Below are 18713 nucleotides of genomic sequence, written 5' to 3' on the forward strand. Positions count from 1 at the left end.
ACCCTGATAGGGTAGATGGCTATGTCGTCGGGGCTTACTGAACGTAGACAGACGATCTTAAAGCTCGTCATCCAGGAATTTGTTGAGACGGCGCAGCCAGTTGCCTCAGAGACATTGGTACGCAAATACCGGTTAAATGTCTCACCTGCGACCGTGCGGAACGAACTAGCCGCGCTTGAGGAGCTAGGGTATCTGATGCATCTCCACACATCGGCGGGACGTGTTCCGACCGATATAGGATACCGCTTCTTTGTCGAGAATCTCATGGATCGCACGACCCTTTCGCTGCCTGAGCAGCGAATGATCCGGCATCAGTTTTACCAGGTACGCGGCGAACTGGATCAATGGATTCAGCTTGCGGGTTCAGTGCTAGCGCGTACTGCCCAGAATGCCTCGGTAGTGACGCCGCTGCGTTCGGCGGATCGGCTGCGCTTTCGCCAGGTTGAACTCGTAGCGATTCATGATACGATGGCCCTTGCGGTGCTCGTCTTTCATGGCGGGGTCGTGAAGCAGCAGACCTTGGCGCTTGATGCGGTGCGTTCACCCGACGATCTGCGTCGTTGTGCTGCGCGGATCAGCAGTGTGCTTGCCGATCTTGAATTGAGCGATGTTGAAGATCTATTGACACGAGATCAACAACAAGAAGGGTCTGAATTTGGTGACTTCGAGCGTCAGGTGCTTGATCTCGTTGCCAGGGCAATGGATGCATTTGAAGCGCAGGCTCAGGAGCAGATCTATAGTGATGGCTTGATCGAGATGCTCAGCCAACCCGAATTCATCCCTGCGCTAGCGCGAGAGGATGCCGAACGAGCGGTTGAGCGGATGCGTCGAGCGCTTGACATTTTGAAGAGCGGTCGTGGCCTCGGGTCATTGATACCGCAGGCACTGGCCTCTGATGGAGTACAAGTGATCATTGGTGGTGAAAACAGTGCCGACGAGATGCGAGAATACAGTGTTATTTTAGCACGGTATGGAGTTGAACGGGCCGTGACAGGCGTGTTGGGGGTCATCGGGCCTACCCGTATGGCCTATCCACGTTCAATTTCGAGTGTGCGGTATATTTCATCACTGATGAGTGATCTCTTGGCTGAGCTCTATCAGGCCGATCAACGTTCACCCGAGAGCTAAGAGCGTTGCGCCAAGGCTTTAGGAGAGAGCAAAGAGGAACTAGCCGAGCGCATCAGAAAGAGATGTACGCCTCTGAACGGTACAATAGCCTGAAACCACGGCTTAGGGATGCCATCAGGTAGCGCCGACATGTTTATACGCTTGCATACAAGTAGTCGAGATGCAAGAAGTGAGGAGGATCATGAGCGAGAATCAGCATATTGTGGAACCAGCGGCTGACGCGAGCGAAGAGCAGGTGCAGAAACCGCAAGAGGATCTGGAAGCCCGTCTGGCTGATATGCAAGAACAGGCTAACGAATTTCGTGATCAGTGGCTGCGAGCGGCAGCTGATTATAAAAATTTCAAGCGACGAACTGAAATTGAACGTTCCGAATTGATTCGGAGCGCCAGTTCGGCGTTATTGCTCAAATTGTTGCCGATTATGGACGATTTTGAGCGAGCGATAGAGAACATTCCGCCTGAAATTGCCGAGACGTCCTGGTGGGGAGGGACGCAGTTGATTGCCCACAAACTGCGTACGGTGCTTGAGAGTGAAGGGGTCAAAGTAATTGACGCCGTTGGTCAGGATTTTGACCCTAATCTGCACGAAGCTGTCATTTATGAAGATGCCGAAGGGCAAGATGGCAAAGTGACTAGTGAGTTGCAAAAAGGGTACAAATTAGGCGACCGTGTCCTTCGTGCTAGTATGGTCAAAGTAGGCCGTGGCTAGGCGAAGTACGAGCTACGATCTTTGTAAGGAGCAACAGACAAGCATATGCCCAAAGTCATCGGCATTGATCTTGGAACAACCAACTCGGTTATCGCCGTCGTGGAAGCAGGCGAAGCGGTCGTAATCCCGAACGCTGAAGGTGCGCGTTTGACCCCTTCAGTTGTTTCGATGAATAAAGTTGGCGAGCGTCTCGTCGGCCAGGTAGCGCGACGCCAGGCGGTCACGAATCCTGAGAATACGATCTTCTCGGTCAAGCGGTTCATCGGGCGTAAATTCAGCGAACCCGTCGTCCAGAAGGACACGGTGCTCGTGCCCTATAAATTGAGTGCCGCCTCCAATGGTGATGTGCGGGTGACGATGAATGGCAAAGAGTATGCGCCACCCGAAGTTTCGGCCATGGTTTTACAGAAACTGAAGGCTGATGCGGAAGCATACCTTGGTGAGTCGGTGACCCAGGCGGTCATTACCGTGCCAGCCTACTTCAACGATAGTCAACGCCAGGCGACGAAAGATGCCGGCAAGATTGCCGGGTTGGAAGTGCTGCGTATCGTCAATGAGCCGACGGCCTCGGCGTTGGCCTATGGCCTCGATAAAAAAGGCCACGACGAGGTCGTGGTGGTCTATGATATGGGTGGTGGAACCTTCGACGTTTCGATCCTTGAATTGAGCGATGGGGTGGTTGAGGTCAAAGCGACCAGTGGTGATACACACCTGGGGGGTGATGACTTTGACCAGCGCATTATTGACTGGCTTGCCAGCGAGTTCCAGAAAGATCAGGGCGTTGATCTCCGTCAGGATCGGATGGCGTTGCAACGGCTCAAAGAGGCAGCCGAGAAGGCCAAGATGGAACTATCGAGCGTAGGGCAGTCCGAGATCAATCTGCCGTTCATTACGGCTGATGCGAATGGACCCAAGCATCTGAGTCAGACCATGACACGGGCGCGTCTCGAGCAATTGACGAGCGATCTCATCGAACGCAGCATGGCACCGGTACGGCAGTCCCTGAATGATGCCGGGTTGAAGCCGTCGCAGATCGATGAAGTCATTCTGGTTGGTGGGCAGACGCGGATGCCTGCGATCCAAGACGCGGTGCGCAAGTTTTTTGGCAAAGAACCGAACAAGACGGTGAATCCTGATGAGGTCGTTGCCATCGGTGCGGCCATTCAGGCAGGTGTGCTTGGCGGTGAAGTCAAAGATGTATTGCTACTTGACGTTACGCCATTGACGCTGGGGATCGAGACCGTAGGGAAGGTCATGACGCCGCTGATCGCACGCAATACGACCATCCCGACCCGCAAGAGTCAGATCTTCTCAACGGCGAGTGACCATCAAAATAGCGTCGAAATTCATGTTTTGCAGGGCGAGCGAGCCGAGGCGCGGTACAACAAGAGTCTCGGCAAATTTGAACTAGCTGGCATCCCACCGGCACCGCGTGGGGTACCGCAGATCGAAGTCACGTTTGATATTGATGCCAACGGCATTGTCAATGTGACCGCCCGTGATAAAATGACAGGCACCGAACAACGCATCACCATTACGGCGTCGTCGGGGTTGAGTGACAGCGAGATTGATCAGATGGTGCAAGAAGCTGAATTGCACGCTGAAGAAGATCGTCTGCGCCTTTTGTTGATTGAGGCACGCAACGCGGGTGATAGCATGATCTACACTGCCGAGCGTACGCTCCGCGAGGCGGGTGACAAGGTCGATGGCCCGACGCGTACCGAGGTCGAGGACAAAATCCGCGTGTTGCGTGAGACGCTGGCGGCGGAAGACGAACAGGCTATTCGCAACCGAACCGCTGAACTGAGCGTCGTCATCCAGCGCGTTGGTCAGGCGATGTATGCTGGTGATGCGACAGGCGCAGAGGGCAAGCCTGAACGTGACGACGTTGTTGAGGGCGAATATAAAGTAGATTGAGCGTACGGCTGCGAGGAAGAGAGCGGTTTACTGGTACACTTTTGTTGACAAAGGCGCACCAGTGAACCGCGCTGCCAGGGCAAGCAAAGCATACGCATCAAGTGAGGAAGAGTATGACGACGGGTGCAAAGCGTGACTACTACGAAGTCCTCGGGATTGGCCGCACCGCTGAACCAGACGAAATAAAAAAAGCCTTTCGTCGTCTGGCACGCCAGTATCACCCTGATGTCAGCAAAGAACCAGATGCCGAGGCTAAATTCAAAGAGATCAACGAAGCCTATGAGGTGCTCTCGGATGAGCAGAAACGGGCCATGTATGATCGCTTTGGGCATAATGTTCCGGGCGGGCCTGGCGGTGGTTATGGTGATCCTTTTGCGAATGGCGATCCATTCAGTACTATTTTTGACGCCTTTTTTGGTGGTGCAGCTGCAGGGCAGCGCACGCAGCGCGGGCCACAGCGCGGGGCTGATCTGCGTTACAGCTTGCGGTTGACGTTTGAAGAGGCCATCTTTGGGGTGGAGCGCGAGATCGAATATCGCCGTCTCGAGACGTGCCCGAGTTGCAAAGGCAATGGAGCTGAACCGGGAACTGATCCTGTACGTTGTCCGAAATGCAATGGCACAGGTGAAATGCGGCAGCGTGCCCCCTTCATCAACATGGTCACGGTGAGTGCATGTGACAACTGCAATGGCACGGGCACGGTGATTCCAATTCCGTGTCGTGAGTGCCGGGGTGAAGGTCGGATACGTCAGACGCGGCACATCACGGTGAAAGTGCCTGCCGGGGTTGATGGTAACCAGCAGATTCGCATCAGCGGCGAAGGTGAAGCAGGGCCGCGGGGCGGTTCGTTTGGCAACCTCTATGTAGCCCTGGATGTGCAGCCGCACCCCCTCTTCTTGCGCGAAGGCAACGATATCATCCTGGAATTGAAGCTCAATGTTGCGCAGGCCGCCCTGGGTGAAGAGCTCAACGTGCCAACGATTGACGGCACCGAACGCCTGCGTATTCCAGCGGGGACGCAGACTGGTCAGACCTTTCGGATGCGTGGCAAAGGTGTCCCCTTCTTGCGTCAGCAGGGGCGAGGGGATCAGATCGTCGTGACGCGGGTGGTCGTCCCCCAGAAACTGAATGACCAGCAACGGCGTCTCTTTCAGGAACTGGCCCGGACTTTTGATCCGGAAGACCAGAGTGATCATGATGAGGGCTTCTTCGGGCGCATTAAAGATGCGTTCCGTCGCTAAAACAGTATGACAGAACAGCTTTATGGGCGGAATGCGGTACGGGAAGCTTTGCGTGCTCGCCGACGAACGTTGCACCGGCTCTATGTTTCGAGTGGCGTGCAAGAGACCGGCGTGATGGCCGAGATCATCCGGCTGGCCGGCGAGGCGAAGGTCAACGTTGAACGGGTCGATCGCCAGGTGTTGGATCGTCAACTACGTGAGGTCAACCACCAGGGCGTCATGCTCCAGGCCGAAGCTTATCCATATGTCGAGCTAGAGGCATGCATGGATCTTGCCGAGCAACGGCAGGAGCCGGTCATGCTCTTGCTGCTCGATCATCTACAAGATCCGCAAAATGTGGGTACATTGCTGCGCACAGCCGAGGTTGTCGGGGTGCATGGGGTCTGCTTGCCAGGGCGAAGAGCGGTGGAAATCACACCGGCGGTCGTGAATGCGTCAAGCGGGGCCACCGAGCATCTGAACATTGCCATGATTGGCAATCTGGCTCAGACGATCGTTGAACTGCAGAAGGGTGGGGTGTGGATTGTTGGGTTGGAAGATGACGCGAACGCAGAGGATCTGGATCGCGCTGATCTGAACATGCCGCTCGGCCTGGTGGTTGGGGCCGAAGGTGCAGGGCTTGCGCGACTGACCCGTGAGCGGTGCGACTTTCTGGTTCGGTTGCCCATGCGCGGCCAGATTGCCTCGCTGAATGCAGCGGTCGCGGGGAGCATTGCCTTGTATAGTGCCTGGCGTCAACGAGTTGAACGCTGAAAAGCATCAGATCCGTGTCATTCAAGTACGATGGATAGGGCATTGCCCTATCCATCGTACTTGAAGAGTATGCCTTGCTGCGCTAAAATAGGGTAGGACGAGCAAATCGGTTCGTAGTATAGGCTCAAAGAGGTACGCATGAAACTGAACGTCATTCTTTTGATCGCCATTGCCGGTGCGGCGGCATATATTTTCACCTTGCGGCGTCAACTGCAAGCTGCGCAGATGCGTGGCGACATGTACCGTGATATTTCGGCACGGCTCGATCGTCGCGTTGCGGAGTTGACGACGAAAGCATGACGGCTTCTTCGCACGCACTTGGATCATCACGTCTGCAGGCCCCGATACGGGTTATGCCTGCGCTTGATGGTGTCGCCGTGCGTCCGGCCCGGATGCCTGATGTCAGTGCCATTCTTGGGCTGCATCGTGAGGCCTTTGCGGACAAGTTTGGTGGTGCCTTCGGGGTTGATGCAACGGAACGTGGTGCCGCCGCGCTGGCGGCCACCTGGGAGCACCAGGGTGCCGTGGCGATGCGGGGTATGTTTGTTGCGGAGTACCAGGGACAGATTGTTGGAACAACCACGATCCGTACCTGGGAGATGATCAGCGATCAGAGTGCTTCGGTTGAGGTTGTGTTCCACGAGGAACTTGGCTTCTGGCGAACCATTCGGTCGCTGTTTGTTTTATCGCTGCTCGATCATCAAATTGGCCGTCGTGAAGGCTTTATTACCGATGTGGCCGTCTTGCCCACGTACCGGCGCAGCGGGATTGCACAGATGCTGCTCGCACGTGCCGAGCAAGAGGCGTTGCTGCGGGGCAAGCATCACCTTGGTCTGTATGTCAGCCAGCGCAACGAAGCCGCCCGAGCCCTCTACCAGCGGCTCGGTTTTTATCAGCACCGTTCGCGGCGTTCACTGCTCACCTGGTTCTTCTTTGGGCAGGGGCACTGGCTCTATTTGCGCAAAAATCTTGTGTAAGCCCCTTTGTAATTGAGAAGGTAAAAGACAACGATGTCTGATCAGGCTAATCCCTTTCGGATCGCCCAGCAGCAATTCGACACTGCCGCCGAATTGCTCAACCTCCATCCCGATATTCGGGCTGTCCTGCGCGTACCCCAGCGTGAACTGACGGTCAATTTCCCGGTTCGGCTTGATGATGGTAGCGTGCAGATGTTTACGGGCTACCGTGTGCAACACAACCTGGGCCGTGGGCCAGTCAAAGGCGGGATTCGTTATCATCCCAGCGTTGATCTGGATGAAGTCCGGGCGTTGGCGATGTGGATGACGTGGAAGTGTGCCCTGGTCAATATTCCGTACGGTGGGGCTAAAGGTGGGGTCATTGTTGATCCACGTCAACTTTCACTGGCTGAACTGGAACGCCTGACGCGTCGGTTTGCCTCGGATGTGAGTATTTTGCTTGGCCCCGAGAAGGATATTCCGGCCCCGGATGTGAACACGAATGCACAGATCATGGCGTGGATCATGGATACGATTTCGATGCACCGCGGGTATACGGTACCTGCGGTCATTACGGGCAAACCGATCCAGGTTGGCGGGTCACTGGGGCGGATCGAGGCAACCGGGCGTGGGGTGAGCCTGATGGTTCGTGAGGCGGTGCATAAACAGGGGCGCTCGCTTGAGGGGCTGAGGGTGGTTGTACAGGGTTTTGGCAATGTGGGGAGCACAGCGGCGCTGCTGTTGCACGAAATGGGCTGTCAGGTGATTGGTGTGGCTGATGCTGCCGGGGCCTATTACTGTGCCAGCGGGCTTGACATTCCTGCGATGCGTACCTACAGTGAACGGCATACGTTTCGGTTGCTGCAGGGATATGAGGCCCCGCATATGGTACCGATCACCGGAACCGAGTTGCTTGAGTTGGAGTGTGACGTATTGATCCCGGCCGCACTAGAAAATCAGTTGACGGGCGAGAATGCCGCACGGGTACGGGCGGGCATGATTGTTGAAGGGGCGAATGGCCCGACAACGCCCGGTGCCGATGCGATCCTGACGGCACGGGGCATTCCAGTGGTGCCTGATATTCTCGCCAATGCGGGCGGGGTGATTGTCAGCTACTTCGAGTGGGTGCAGGGTCTGCAGGAATTTTTCTGGGATGAGCACGATATCAACAGCAAACTCGAGCGCATCCTGGTGAACGCTTTTGAAGAGGTATGGCAACTGGCGGCGAGTCGCGCCTTACCGTTACGCACCGCAGCCTATCTGCTGGCAGTCCAGCGGGTTGCCGAAGCAAATGCGACCCGTGGCGTTTATCCATAGGTGAGTAGGCAAAGATGCCAGCATAAGGTATAATCCAGGTTAAAGAGGGCCTGTTGCGTTGAGACAGCGAGAAAGGGTCCCGGATGCAGATCTTGCTGGTAGATGATAACCCGCTGATGCAGCAGGTGATCAACAGTTTTCTCGTGAGTCACGGATACAGTGTGGCGATTGCCGCGACCGGTCAGGATGCGCTTGCGGTCGTCAGTGATGAAGTATGTCGTCTCTTGATGATCGACATGCGCCTACCTGACCAGGATGGGCCAGATCTGCTCGTCATGTTGCGCCAGTTGCCAGGGATGGCTCATTGTCCAGCGATTGCGGTGAGTGGCCTGGGCGAAGAGGATCGCGAACGGACGGTGGCGGCGGGGTTTGATATGTTTCTGGCGAAACCTATTGATCTTGATGAATTGCTTGCGACAGTGCAACGCTATGTAGATCAGCAGACGAGCCATACGAACGGCACGCAGGATTGCATACGGTAAGAGGATATGGATCGTCTGGTTTTGTGGGATGTTGACGGAACTTTGTTGAGCACGGATGGTATTGCGGCTGAGGCGATGCGGGCCACCATGCGCGAGGTCGTCGGGCCAACGGCACCAATGGCGCGCACGGCTTATGCAGGCAAGACCGACTGGCAGATCATACGCGAGAGTTTCCCGACGCTGGCGCCCGAGGCGATTGCCGAGCAGTTGCATGCCTTTACCGTGAGCTATGCGCGTCGGCTAGAGGCGCAGCGCGACGAATTGGCGCGACGTTCACGGCTCTTTCCGGGGGTGCAGGCAGCCCTAGAAGCGTTGGCGGGCAGGGTGCGCCAGGCCCCGTTGACCGGCAATATCGCTGCGGTCGCACGCCTCAAGCTTGCTGCAGTTGGCCTAGTGGCGCATCTTGATCTGGCGGCGGGGGCTTATGGTGATGATCATCACCATAGGCCTGAGCTTGTTCCGCTTGCGGCAGCACGAGCGGCGGCACGGTACGGACGACCCTTTGCCGGTCATGAGATTATTATTGTTGGTGATACGCCGCATGACATTGCCTGTGGCAAGGCCAATGGAACCCGCACGGTGGCGGTTGCCACTGGCCCGTACCCCTTTGATGAACTCGTGCGGTGTGAGCCGGATGTTGCGCTAACCGACCTGCGTGATACCGAAGCTGTCGTACGGGCCGTTCTTGGGTAACAGCTTATTGGGCGAGTGGTTTGCTGAGATCGTTGCCCCATTCATTCCAGGAGCCATCGTAGATCGCGGCGCGGCGTCCGGTGATCAGTTCATAGGCGAGGGCGGTAGGTGTCGCGGAGACACCGCCGTTGCAATAGGCGACTACCTCGCGATCCTCTTGCGCGTCGAGGTCGATCCCAGCGGCGGTAAAACGCTCGCGGAGCACTTCAGGGGGGCTGAAGGTATGATCCTCGGCACTGAGAAGGCTCTGATAAAAGACATGCGCGGCATTGGGGATATGTCCACCGCGCACCGCGCGTGACTCGTGGCCCTGATACTCAGCGAGGCTACGGGCATCAATGAGCAACGTCGCAGCGGAGTCAAGGTTCGCGAGGATCTGGTCAGCGGTCTTCCGCAGGGCGGGCTGGGGCTGCGGGGTGAAGGTTGCGGGCGGATAGTGCGGTACGACGGTCGTCAGCGGGCGGGCTTCAGCCTGCCATTTGAGCAACCCACCGTTGAGAATGCGTGCCTGTTCAAAGCCATAGTAGCGCAGCACCCAGAGCACGCGTCCGGCAAACATTGAAAACCAGTCATCGTAGATAACGACGATGCTATCGTCGCCAATGCCGCGCTCGCTGAGCACACGCGCAAGTTTGTCGGGCGGGGCAATCTGGGTAGGCACCGGATCATCGAGATCCACAATATCTTCGAGCCAGTTGAGATAGAGCGCACCGGGGATATGTCCGGCGGCATAATCGTCGTGGCGGGCAAAATAGTGTGGTTTCGGCTCGGTGGGGGGCAACACCTTGCCCCGCGCATCAACAATGCGTAGGGTCGGCTCGTCCAGATGCTCGGCGAGCCAGGCAGTCGTAACAAGCGGACCAGTGGGCAACTCAAGCATTGGGTTACTCTCTTCTTGCTAACAGAATCAGTAGTCTGGCAACTACATTTTCTGACTTGCTCGCGACCGTGTCATACTGTGAGACCTCACAGGTCTTCAAGACCTGTGAAGTCTGACGGGCGCTCAGAAACGTCCTTCACAAACGAAATCAATCGGTGAGTTCACGGGGGGGTTGGTTCAACACCCGCGTCAGATCGCGGAGATCCATCCACCACTGTTGTTTAGGGCGGGCGTGTTCAGCATCAACACGACGGGGAAACTCTTCGAGGTCAATAATCTGGACACGGCCATCCTGATAGCCAATAAAGGCACTATCAGCCGAGCCTTGCAAGGCACGGTCGATCAGGAAATCGATACATCTGACGGCCAAGCGCGTGGCCTGAATACGGTCAAAGGGCGACGGTGAACCACCCTGTTGAAGGTGACCAAGGATAGACTGGCGCACCTCAAAGAGATCGGCGCCTTCCTCTTCAAAGAGCGAGCACATAAAGCTTGTGGTATAGATCGGATTCGACTTCTCATTGCGAATCACGAGGCTCAAGCGCTTGCCGTGCTGGAACCAGTAGCTCATCTCATCGATATCTTTTTGCATATCGTTGAGCGTAACACCTTCTTCGGGCAGATAGACGCGTTCTGCACCAGAAGCGAGGCCACTCATCAAGGCGAGGTAGCCACAGCCACGGCCCATGACCTCGACGACAAAACAGCGGCGCGAGGCGACGGCTGACTGCTTGATGCGATCGATGGCATCAACAATATTATTGAGCGCCGTATCAGAACCAATGCTCAATTCTGAGCCAGGGAGATTATTATTAATCGTCGCGGGCAAGCAGATCATCGGAATATTAAAAGCCGGATAATTATAGCGTTCGCTATGGAGTTTATAGCAAATATCATAGCCCGTCCAGCCACCGATCATCAAGATACCATTGATATCAAACTCTTCGAGGCGGCGGGCGAGTTGATAGATCTCGGGGCCACGGGGGATCTTGCGATTGGTTCCGAGTTCAGCGCCACCGGTTGTAGCCCAGCCACTGACGCTCATCCAATCCATTTCGTGGACATCGCCATCGATGAGCCCCTGGAACCCGTGGCGAACACCGAGCATCGTATGGCCGTGGTCAATGCCGAGGCGGACGGCCACGCGAACAGCGGTATTCATCCCAGGAGCGGGGCCGCCGGCGTGAAGGATCGCAAGGCGCAGGGGGCGAGGGGCAGTACCGGCCTGGGGCGGACGTGACTGGACGAGGGTACGGAGGGTACGGAAGGCCTCGGTGAAACTACCGCCACGGAGGCTCATGGCACGCTCATACTCTTGGGCCTTAATGGCCTCGGCAACGGTGCGTGTTTCGGCGACACACTGCAGGAGAGGGGTCATGGTCACACGGTTCTCACGAATCCCGATCACCTGCGAGTCGCGTTCAGGCTTAGCTTGGATCAACTCGCGTGCTGCAGTATAGCCCATCAACGTACTCATCCAGCGATCGAAGGCACTGGGGGCACCGCCACGTTGCACATGCCCAAGGATGGTCACCCGGGTATCTTCGCCGAGGCGTTCTTCGATCAAATGCTTGATAAAATCAGCCGTAATCGCATTGCCTGCGCGGTCACGAGAGCCTTCGGCGAGAATGATAAGGCTATCGCGGCGGCCACTGGCACGCCCAGCGCGCATGGCCTCACACATACGTTCGGGCCAATCATCGTCCTCGGGCGGATTCTCGGGAATAAAGACCCAGTCGGCACTTCCGGCAATTGCCCCCATCAACGCGAGGTAGCCACAATGCCGGCCCATAACCTCGATCACAAACGTGCGCTGATGGCTAGCGGCGGTCGAGGTAATTGCATCAAGAGCTTCGGTAATGCGATGGAGCGCCGAGTCGGCCCCGATGGTCATATCAGTGCCCGAGAAATCATTATCAATTGAACCGACGAGACCCACGATGCCGAGGTGGGGATGGCGTGCCGCGACGGACTTGCTCAATTGCCCAGCCTCAACGAGCTCCTTCAGGAGTCCGGGCCACTCTTCGCGAAACTCTTGTGCGCCACGGAGGCTGCCATCGCCACCAATCACGACGAGGCGATCAATACCGTGGATGAGCAAATTAGCGACACTCTGGCGCAGCCCTTCGCGGGTACGAAAGCCGGGGCTACGGGCAGTACCGATGGCCGTGCCACCGCGATGCAGGATGCCCCCGACGCTATCCCAATCCATCTTGCGGATGAAATCGCCACCCCTGATCAGCCCCTCATAGCCTTCATAGATGGCGTAGACTTCACAGCCTTCCGTGATTCCGGTACGAACGATGGCGCGCACAGCAGCATTCATGCCCTGGGCGTCACCGCCGCTTGTCAAGACGCCAATCTTGATCTTTTTGGCGGCAGACATGGTGTTCTCCTTCTCCAGTTTGCCGATCGATCTTTTTTGTTGTGGGTTGGCGGCGAAGTCGCCAACCCACAACAAAAAAGGACGCGGGTAACGTCTAATCCACACGTGTACACTTTAAAGCACCTCTCTGTGACTATAGTATAGCACGCTACTGAAAGCTTCCCGGAAGCTTTCAGGTTGAGGTGCGATAGTCTCGATCGATGGCGTCTACAGCGGCAAGGGCATCGTGTTCTGATGGAGGGCATGCGGTCGCAAACCAGGCATCTAAGATTTCGCGGGCGAGTTCGGGGGTCGTCGTACGCAGGCTCAAGGCGAGCACATTGGCATCATTCCACTTGCGGGCGCCGACGGCGGTCTGGGCATCGTGGCAGAGGGCGGCCCGAATACCAGGGACTTTATTGGCCGCAATGCTGACGCCGGTACCGGTATAACAGCAGACGATGCCCTGGTCGGCGTGGCCGGTGGCGACCGTTTCGCCGACGGCCCGACCGACATCAGGCCAGATCGCCTGGGTTCCGGCGAGGGGCCCGACGAGGATGAAGTCATGACCACGTCGGGTCAACTCTTCGCGCAGGACATCAGTGAGGTAGGTTTGTTCATCGCTTCCGAGCACAATGTTCATTGGTGATCTCCTTAGCGGGAACGTCGCCCACGCAGTAGTGAGCGACCAGCGCGGGGAAAGCCGAGCAAACCTGCGCGGCGGCGGGTAGTCGGCATCCCCGAGGTTGCATTCACGAGCGTAAGTTGTTCCATCATGATGCGGGCGATCTGGGCTGAGCCATCGCGTGGCACGGCCCCAGCGAGGCGTGCGACGGTTGCAGCGTGGCGCGGTGGCTCACGGAGCTCGCTGACGGCGTTGACGATGCGTTCGGTGGTTGGGCAGAAGAGGCCGAGCTCGTAGTTGAGGACAAAGTCGATATTGCCCTGCTCTTGCATACCGACGGCTTCGGTGACAATGACCGGCTTCCGCATGACCAGGGCCTCCATGAGGGTCCCGGGGCCGGCTTTGGTCACCACCAGATCGCTCGCGGCCATCAGCGCCTCCATGTTATCCACAAAGCCATAGATATGGCTCAAGGGAGGGCGTTGGCGGTCGTGCAAATCCTGATAGACGGCGCGATTTTTGCCGGTAATGACGAGCAGTTGGGTTGAGGGAAAGGCCTGTTCGAGCGCGAGCACGAGTTCAGCGAGGCGTCCCGAGCCGACGCCACCGGCGGTAACGAGCAGGGTAAAGGCATCGGGATCGAGGCCGAGGGCCTGGCGCGACTGACGTTCATCGAGCGTATAGGCCACAAATTTGGGATGCACGGGAAAGCCGGTGCGTTTGAGTTGTGACGGGTACATCCCCCGGCGATACATAATCTGGAAGGCTTCGTCGGTCGGTACGACCGCGAGGTCAACCCCTGGATAGGTCCATGAGGCGTGCAAACTGACGAGGTCAGTGACACAGGTAATCACACGAAAGGGCATCCGGCGAGCGCTGCGTGCCCAGACGACGAGGCGATTAACGAGGGGATGGGTTGAGACGACGAGGCGGGGTTGGCGTGCTTCGATGGCCCTGATCAGATTGCGGCGCGCACTCAGAAAGACCAGGCGTGAGAGCATATCCACGGTACGGGTTGCATTGGTCAATTGAAAGGTCAGATCGTAGAGGCGCAGCCAGCGGGTCGAGAGCTTATCGTAGTGTTCGGGGGCACCACGCACGCCGGGCAAATCGGTGAGGCGGAGAATATCTTCGATGGCCCAGGTAAGCGACGTATTGCTGATCTGATCGAGGGCAGCGCTAATAGCGACGGCAGCACTGCGATGGCCGCCGCCAGTATCAGAGATCGCAAAGAGGACATCAACTGGCCCTGAAGTCATAGATGCTATCCTTCATTTATGGCGTCGGTTCAAAAAATCAGCAAGCACCCGTTCCGCAATATCGAGCGCAGCGCGTGGTCGTCCGGCTGATGCAGCTGCCGAGCGCATAAGGGCGAGGGTATCGGGATGCTGCAACATATGGAGGGCCGTGCGAGCGACTGAAGCGGGAATGCGAAGTTGCACCCCAGCGCCGCAACTCACCACATAATCGGCATTCCACTCTTCGTGACCGGGGATTGGTTCAATCACAACGAGGGGTACCGAGCGAGCGAGCACCTCACTAACGATCAAGCCGCCGGCTTTGGTGATGACCAGATCAGTGGCAGCGATCAGATCATCAACGTAGTTAACGAACCCGAGGATGCGCAACTGCACATGCGTTGAAGCCGTGAGATCACTGAGGCTCTCGACGAGGGTCGGATTGCGTCCGGCGACCACAACAAGAGTCATGTCAAGGGAACTTTGCAAGAAATGCTCAACCATCAAGCGGATATGCTCATCGTCTAACCCACCACCAAAGAGCGTTATGAGCGGGTACGTTGTTGACAGGCCATGACGGAGACGGATCGCCTCAACTTCTTTCGGCTCGTTCACCACGGGATCAACCGGAATGCCGCTGACACTAATTTGATTGGCGGCGACACCGCGGGCGATCAATTGATCGCGGGTCTGTTCATCGCCGACAAAATAACCATCAATCTCGGTATAGGTCCAGAAGGTATGGGCGACATAGTCTGTCACCACACAATAGACGGGCTGACTGAGCATCGCATTGCGCTTGTAACGAACGAGCAACTCCATGGGCAGGAAATGGGTACAGATAATCAGTTCGGGCTGAAAGGCACGCAGCAGATCTTTGAGCCCGGTGGTGCCGATGCTTTCGACAAGCTTACGGAGATTATTGGTAAACTCCGAGAGGGTCGGATCGGCATTTGTCTGGGTATAGAAATAGCCCCAGACCATCGGGGCGCGGTCGGTTAATTCGAGATATGAGCGTGCATAGGCAACCCGAAAGAGGCGGGTCGTATGATCGAGCACATCTTCGATCCGAACCTCACCAGGTTGGCGTTGTAGAAAAGCGGTGGCAAGGGCCTCAGCTGCACGTTTATGTCCAGCCCCAACCGAGGCATAGAGCAGCAACACTCGCGGCATGGGTGCTCCCGAGATGAGAATGATCATGTGGCAGGCGCAAGATCTGCCTGTTATGGGGTATCCTACCACAAACGTAGGTTCCTGGGGGGCTGCGGCGCAGAGGGATTAGTTTTACGCATGAACTTTCGTGGTCACGGTCAAGCGCCTACGAACCTTGGCTTACGTGATATGCGCAGCGTTAGGGATTGGCTAGGGCGATTGCATCATACGAAACCGGATACAACGGGGCACCCGCAAGGGGTGCCCGTACCGGGGCGGGGCACCCGCAAGGGGTGCCCGTACCGGGGCGGGGCACCCGCAAGGGGTGCCCGTACCGGGGCGAGGCCGCATCCGATGTAGGGGCACCCGCAAGGGGTGCCGCCCGTACCGGGGCGAGGCCGCATCCGGTGTAGGGGCACCCCTGGCGGGTACCCTGGCGGGTGCCTTGGCGGGGTGCCTACACGGAAGATGCAATCGCCCTAGAGGTCTGTGTTACAATAAATCGACCCTGCGGAAGGGACGACCTTGATTCTAGGCTTGTCTGTTCCCCCACATGTGAGCAGTTACGCGGTCGCTTTGGTCAGGCTGAGTGCAGCAAAGCATCTCGGGCGGATGGCACGCCAGGGATTCTTCGCTTTGATCCTTAGGCATGGTTTCAGAAGGGCCAGATCAGCTTGATCCTCGACTCGTAGTGCCGACTTATGAATATTTAATATTAAATCGGGTATATGGTAGTGCCGACTTCATTCGGCTGAGCCGGAAGCCGACTGAAGTTGGCACTACCGGATTATTTGAGGTACTTGGTATAATTCGGGATGAGGATTGAAGTGAGAATGTATGACAACATACAATGATGATGAGCAGCGCGAAACACCTGGGTGGTTGATGCCTGCTGTGGTTGGTCTTTTGCTGATGCTAGCTGCGATTGTGGCGGTTGTGTTGACGATACGGCCAGCGGCGGTGGAGCAGAGTATGCCTGCTACGCCAGAGACGGCTGTCGCGGCGGGATCGGTTGAGTCGCCGGGGGTCGTTCATGGTTCAGTTGACCCGACTGGTCCTGCGGTGCAGGTGATCAGTCATACTGAGGCACGGGCCTATTTTGATGCCGGCCAGTCGATCTTTATTGATGTGCGTTCTGGTTCGGCGTATGGCGAGGGGCATATCCCCGGGGCCTTGACGATTACCTCGCGTGAACTAGAAGAACGCTTGCGTACGTTGCCCGAGGGGGCGGTCATTATTGCGTATGGAGATGCTGCGCGTCCTGATTCGGGGCAGCGTGGGGCGCAAATCTTTATGGAACAGGGCTTTCCCCAGGTGATTGCGCTTGAGGGTGGGTTTCAGGCGTGGCGCGATGCCGGCCATCCTGTTGAGTAGGGTGTATGGTCGCAAAACAATTGGCTCCTCCTAGTGCGATGGTGGTGGCGGCCCTCTGGATGAGTGGGGCGCTCTTTTCGTTTACGGCGATGGCTGTCGGTGGGCGTGAGCTTGCCGGGGCGTTGAGTACCTTTCAGATCCTCTTTTTCCGCAGCTTGATCGGGCTCTTTGTGGTGAGCCTGCTGATGTGGCGAACGGGTTGGCATCAGGTGCGCACGTCGCACCTGGGGCTGCATTTCGTGCGCAATCTGGCTCATTTCGGGGGACAGTTTGGCTGGTTCTACGGGCTGGCCTTTATTCCCCTGGCCGAGGTCTTTGCGCTTGAGTTTACCGTGCCGATCTGGACGGCGCTCTTGGCGGCGCTGATTCTCCGGGAACGGATTACGGTTCAACGGGTGACGGCGATTGGGTTTGGGATGGTCGGGCTGATCATTATCCTGCGGCCTGGCTTTCAGGTGATCCATCCTGCGGCCCTGGCTGTGCTGGCAGGGGCCGTGGGCTATGCGCTCTCGCATACGTTGACGCGCAAGCTTGCACTGCACGATACGCCGCTGACGATCCTCTTTTATATGACGGTGCTTCAGTTGCCAATGGGCTTGATCCCGGCCCTGTCCAGTTGGCAGATCCCTGCGCTTGAACTCTGGCCGTGGCTGGGGGTCGTGGGGGTTGCGGCGCTGACGGCCCACTACTGTATGGCGCGTGCGCTGAAGGTTGCGGAAGCGACGGTTGTTGTCACGCTTGATTTTCTCCGGCTGCCCCTGGTGGCGATCGTCGGGGCGTTGCTCTATCAGGAACCGCTTGATCTGCTGGTGCTGGTCGGTGCGGCGGTGATGCTCTTTGGGAACTGGATTAACTTGCGTAAGTAGATCTGACATGATTGATTTGCATCTTCATACGACGGCCACGCCGCACCATGCAACGTGGACGCCCGACGTGCTGGCGGCGACGGCGGTAGCCCGGGGATTGACGGTGATTGCGGCCACTGACCATAATACGATGGTGGGCGTGGCCCCGTTGATTGCGGCGGGCCGGCAGCACGGGGTGCGGGTTATCCCCGGGGTGGAATTGGACAGCGCGTATGGGGGCAAGCTTTGGCATACGCTAGTCTATGGGGTTGATCCCGAGGCTCCGGCACTGGTGGCGTTGTGTGGGGCGGTCTTTGAACGCAATCTGGCTGATGCTGCACGCCTGCGGCGCGAGTTGCCTGCCGAGGGGTTTCGTCTGGAGGGGCTGGAAGAGCTCGGACGCGCCCCCAATGTAGCTGAGGTTGCGACGGCGTTGGCCCGTGGCAACGCCTTGCCCGGGCGTGTGGCGGGCGACGATGACGAAGCCGCCGGGATGCGCTTCTTGCTCCAGGAACGCCCTGGTTCGTATCAGCCGTTGCGTGTGGCCGAGATCATCGAAGTGGCGCATACGCTGCAAGGGCTGGTTGTGCTGGCGCACCCCGGACGCAGCAAAGGGGTATATGCGATCCCGGCGGATGAGGCAGATATTGCCGCGCTGGTGGAGGCGGGCCTGGATGGGCTTGAAGTCTATTATCCGACGCACACCCCGGCGCAGGAGCAGTTCTACCGAACGCTTGCTGCGAAATATGGCCTGCTGGTTAGTGGCGGATCAGACTCGCACCATCCGTCGCAGGACTTGGCGGCGTTGGATCCTGCCCTGGTGACGTTGCTTGAGGGGGACGGCCTGGCTGGCCGAAGCACCTGTCCGTGAATATGGCGGGGGGCACGGCGTAGGGGCACGGGCACGGCGGGGGCACGGGCACGGCGGGGGCACGGCACGGCGTGGGGGCACGGGTGGGGCCTTTCACGTATAGAGTTTTTGAGACATTTCGAGCCATGTGTAAAGGGTTTTGCAGGCGGGTCGGCCTTCTGGTACGA

General features: G+C 57.5%; 18 protein-coding genes. 13 read left to right on the top strand and 5 right to left on the bottom strand.

Annotated elements, in window-relative coordinates; genetic code table 11:
• Positions 1 to 21: 21 nt before the first annotated feature.
• The 10 genes from hrcA (at position 22) to A9Q02_RS02850 (ending at position 9196) form a co-directional block, all read left to right on the top strand.
• The gene (gene hrcA, locus A9Q02_RS02810; RefSeq protein WP_097650845.1) at positions 22 to 1128 is read left to right on the top strand and encodes a heat-inducible transcriptional repressor HrcA; all 1107 of its coding nucleotides are present in this window, start codon (positions 22 to 24) and stop codon (positions 1126 to 1128) included.
• 181 nt (positions 1129 to 1309) lie between these two features.
• Positions 1310 to 1837 carry a nucleotide exchange factor GrpE gene (grpE, locus tag A9Q02_RS02815; RefSeq protein ID WP_245860220.1) on the top strand — a complete coding sequence of 176 codons (528 nt, stop codon included), beginning with the start codon at positions 1310 to 1312 and terminating at the stop codon, positions 1835 to 1837.
• A 45-nt stretch (positions 1838 to 1882) separates the two neighbouring features.
• Complete coding sequence (dnaK, locus tag A9Q02_RS02820; RefSeq protein ID WP_097650847.1) at positions 1883 to 3754, top strand: molecular chaperone DnaK; 1872 nt, start codon at positions 1883 to 1885, stop codon at positions 3752 to 3754.
• Between the two features lie 113 nt (positions 3755 to 3867).
• Positions 3868 to 4995 carry a molecular chaperone DnaJ gene (gene dnaJ / locus A9Q02_RS02825; RefSeq protein WP_097650848.1) on the top strand — a complete coding sequence of 376 codons (1128 nt, stop codon included), beginning with the start codon at positions 3868 to 3870 and terminating at the stop codon, positions 4993 to 4995.
• Between the two features lie 6 nt (positions 4996 to 5001).
• Positions 5002 to 5748: a 23S rRNA (guanosine(2251)-2'-O)-methyltransferase RlmB gene (gene rlmB, locus A9Q02_RS02830; protein WP_097650849.1), complete on the top strand. Its 747-nt coding sequence runs from the start codon at positions 5002 to 5004 to the stop codon at positions 5746 to 5748.
• Between the two features lie 138 nt (positions 5749 to 5886).
• Positions 5887 to 6048, top strand: coding sequence for a hypothetical protein (locus A9Q02_RS24060; protein WP_167857451.1), 162 nt, complete (start codon positions 5887 to 5889; stop codon positions 6046 to 6048).
• The gene (locus A9Q02_RS02835) at positions 6045 to 6725 is read left to right on the top strand and encodes a GNAT family N-acetyltransferase (RefSeq protein ID WP_245860225.1); all 681 of its coding nucleotides are present in this window, start codon (positions 6045 to 6047) and stop codon (positions 6723 to 6725) included. Before A9Q02_RS24060 ends, A9Q02_RS02835 begins: the two co-directional genes overlap by 4 nt.
• A 33-nt stretch (positions 6726 to 6758) precedes the next feature.
• Positions 6759 to 8021 carry a Glu/Leu/Phe/Val family dehydrogenase gene (locus A9Q02_RS02840; protein ID WP_097650851.1) on the top strand — a complete coding sequence of 421 codons (1263 nt, stop codon included), beginning with the start codon at positions 6759 to 6761 and terminating at the stop codon, positions 8019 to 8021.
• 83 nt (positions 8022 to 8104) lie between these two features.
• Positions 8105 to 8503: a response regulator gene (locus A9Q02_RS02845; RefSeq protein ID WP_097650852.1), complete on the top strand. Its 399-nt coding sequence runs from the start codon at positions 8105 to 8107 to the stop codon at positions 8501 to 8503.
• Positions 8504 to 8509: 6 nt separating this feature from the next.
• The gene (locus A9Q02_RS02850) at positions 8510 to 9196 is read left to right on the top strand and encodes an HAD family hydrolase (protein ID WP_097650853.1); all 687 of its coding nucleotides are present in this window, start codon (positions 8510 to 8512) and stop codon (positions 9194 to 9196) included.
• A gap of 4 nt (positions 9197 to 9200) precedes the next feature.
• Here the strand turns inward: A9Q02_RS02850 and A9Q02_RS02855 are convergent, their stop codons facing one another.
• The 5 genes from A9Q02_RS02855 to A9Q02_RS02875 all read right to left on the bottom strand — a co-directional run bounded on the left by A9Q02_RS02855 (position 9201) and on the right by A9Q02_RS02875 (position 15477).
• The gene (locus A9Q02_RS02855; RefSeq protein ID WP_097650854.1) at positions 9201 to 10076 is read right to left on the bottom strand and encodes a sulfurtransferase; all 876 of its coding nucleotides are present in this window, start codon (positions 10074 to 10076) and stop codon (positions 9201 to 9203) included.
• A 148-nt stretch (positions 10077 to 10224) separates the two neighbouring features.
• The gene (locus A9Q02_RS02860; protein ID WP_097650855.1) at positions 10225 to 12462 is read right to left on the bottom strand and encodes a 6-phosphofructokinase; all 2238 of its coding nucleotides are present in this window, start codon (positions 12460 to 12462) and stop codon (positions 10225 to 10227) included.
• Between the two features lie 172 nt (positions 12463 to 12634).
• Positions 12635 to 13084 carry an RpiB/LacA/LacB family sugar-phosphate isomerase gene (locus tag A9Q02_RS02865; RefSeq protein WP_097650856.1) on the bottom strand — a complete coding sequence of 150 codons (450 nt, stop codon included), beginning with the start codon at positions 13082 to 13084 and terminating at the stop codon, positions 12635 to 12637.
• 11 nt (positions 13085 to 13095) lie between these two features.
• The gene (locus tag A9Q02_RS02870; RefSeq protein WP_097650857.1) at positions 13096 to 14325 is read right to left on the bottom strand and encodes an MGDG synthase family glycosyltransferase; all 1230 of its coding nucleotides are present in this window, start codon (positions 14323 to 14325) and stop codon (positions 13096 to 13098) included.
• Between the two features lie 12 nt (positions 14326 to 14337).
• Positions 14338 to 15477 (bottom strand): MGDG synthase family glycosyltransferase, encoded by a 1140-nt coding sequence (locus A9Q02_RS02875; protein WP_097650866.1) that lies wholly within the window; start codon positions 15475 to 15477, stop codon positions 14338 to 14340.
• Between the two features lie 816 nt (positions 15478 to 16293).
• On the opposite strand from A9Q02_RS02875, the gene A9Q02_RS02880 reads away from it, so the two are divergent.
• From A9Q02_RS02880 to A9Q02_RS02890, 3 genes are read left to right on the top strand one after another with little or no spacing between them, the layout of a single operon-like run.
• Positions 16294 to 16830 (top strand): rhodanese-like domain-containing protein, encoded by a 537-nt coding sequence (locus tag A9Q02_RS02880; RefSeq protein ID WP_097650858.1) that lies wholly within the window; start codon positions 16294 to 16296, stop codon positions 16828 to 16830.
• Between the two features lie 5 nt (positions 16831 to 16835).
• Positions 16836 to 17696, top strand: a complete 861-nt coding sequence (locus A9Q02_RS02885) for a DMT family transporter (RefSeq protein ID WP_097650859.1) — start codon at positions 16836 to 16838, stop codon at positions 17694 to 17696.
• Between the two features lie 7 nt (positions 17697 to 17703).
• Entirely contained in the window at positions 17704 to 18546 is an 843-nt protein-coding gene (locus tag A9Q02_RS02890) for a PHP domain-containing protein (protein ID WP_097650860.1), read from the top strand.
• Positions 18547 to 18713: the final 167 nt, after the last annotated feature.

The sequence above is a fragment of the Candidatus Chloroploca asiatica genome (genome assembly GCF_002532075.1).
GTDB lineage: Bacteria > Chloroflexota > Chloroflexia > Chloroflexales > Chloroflexaceae > Chloroploca > Chloroploca asiatica.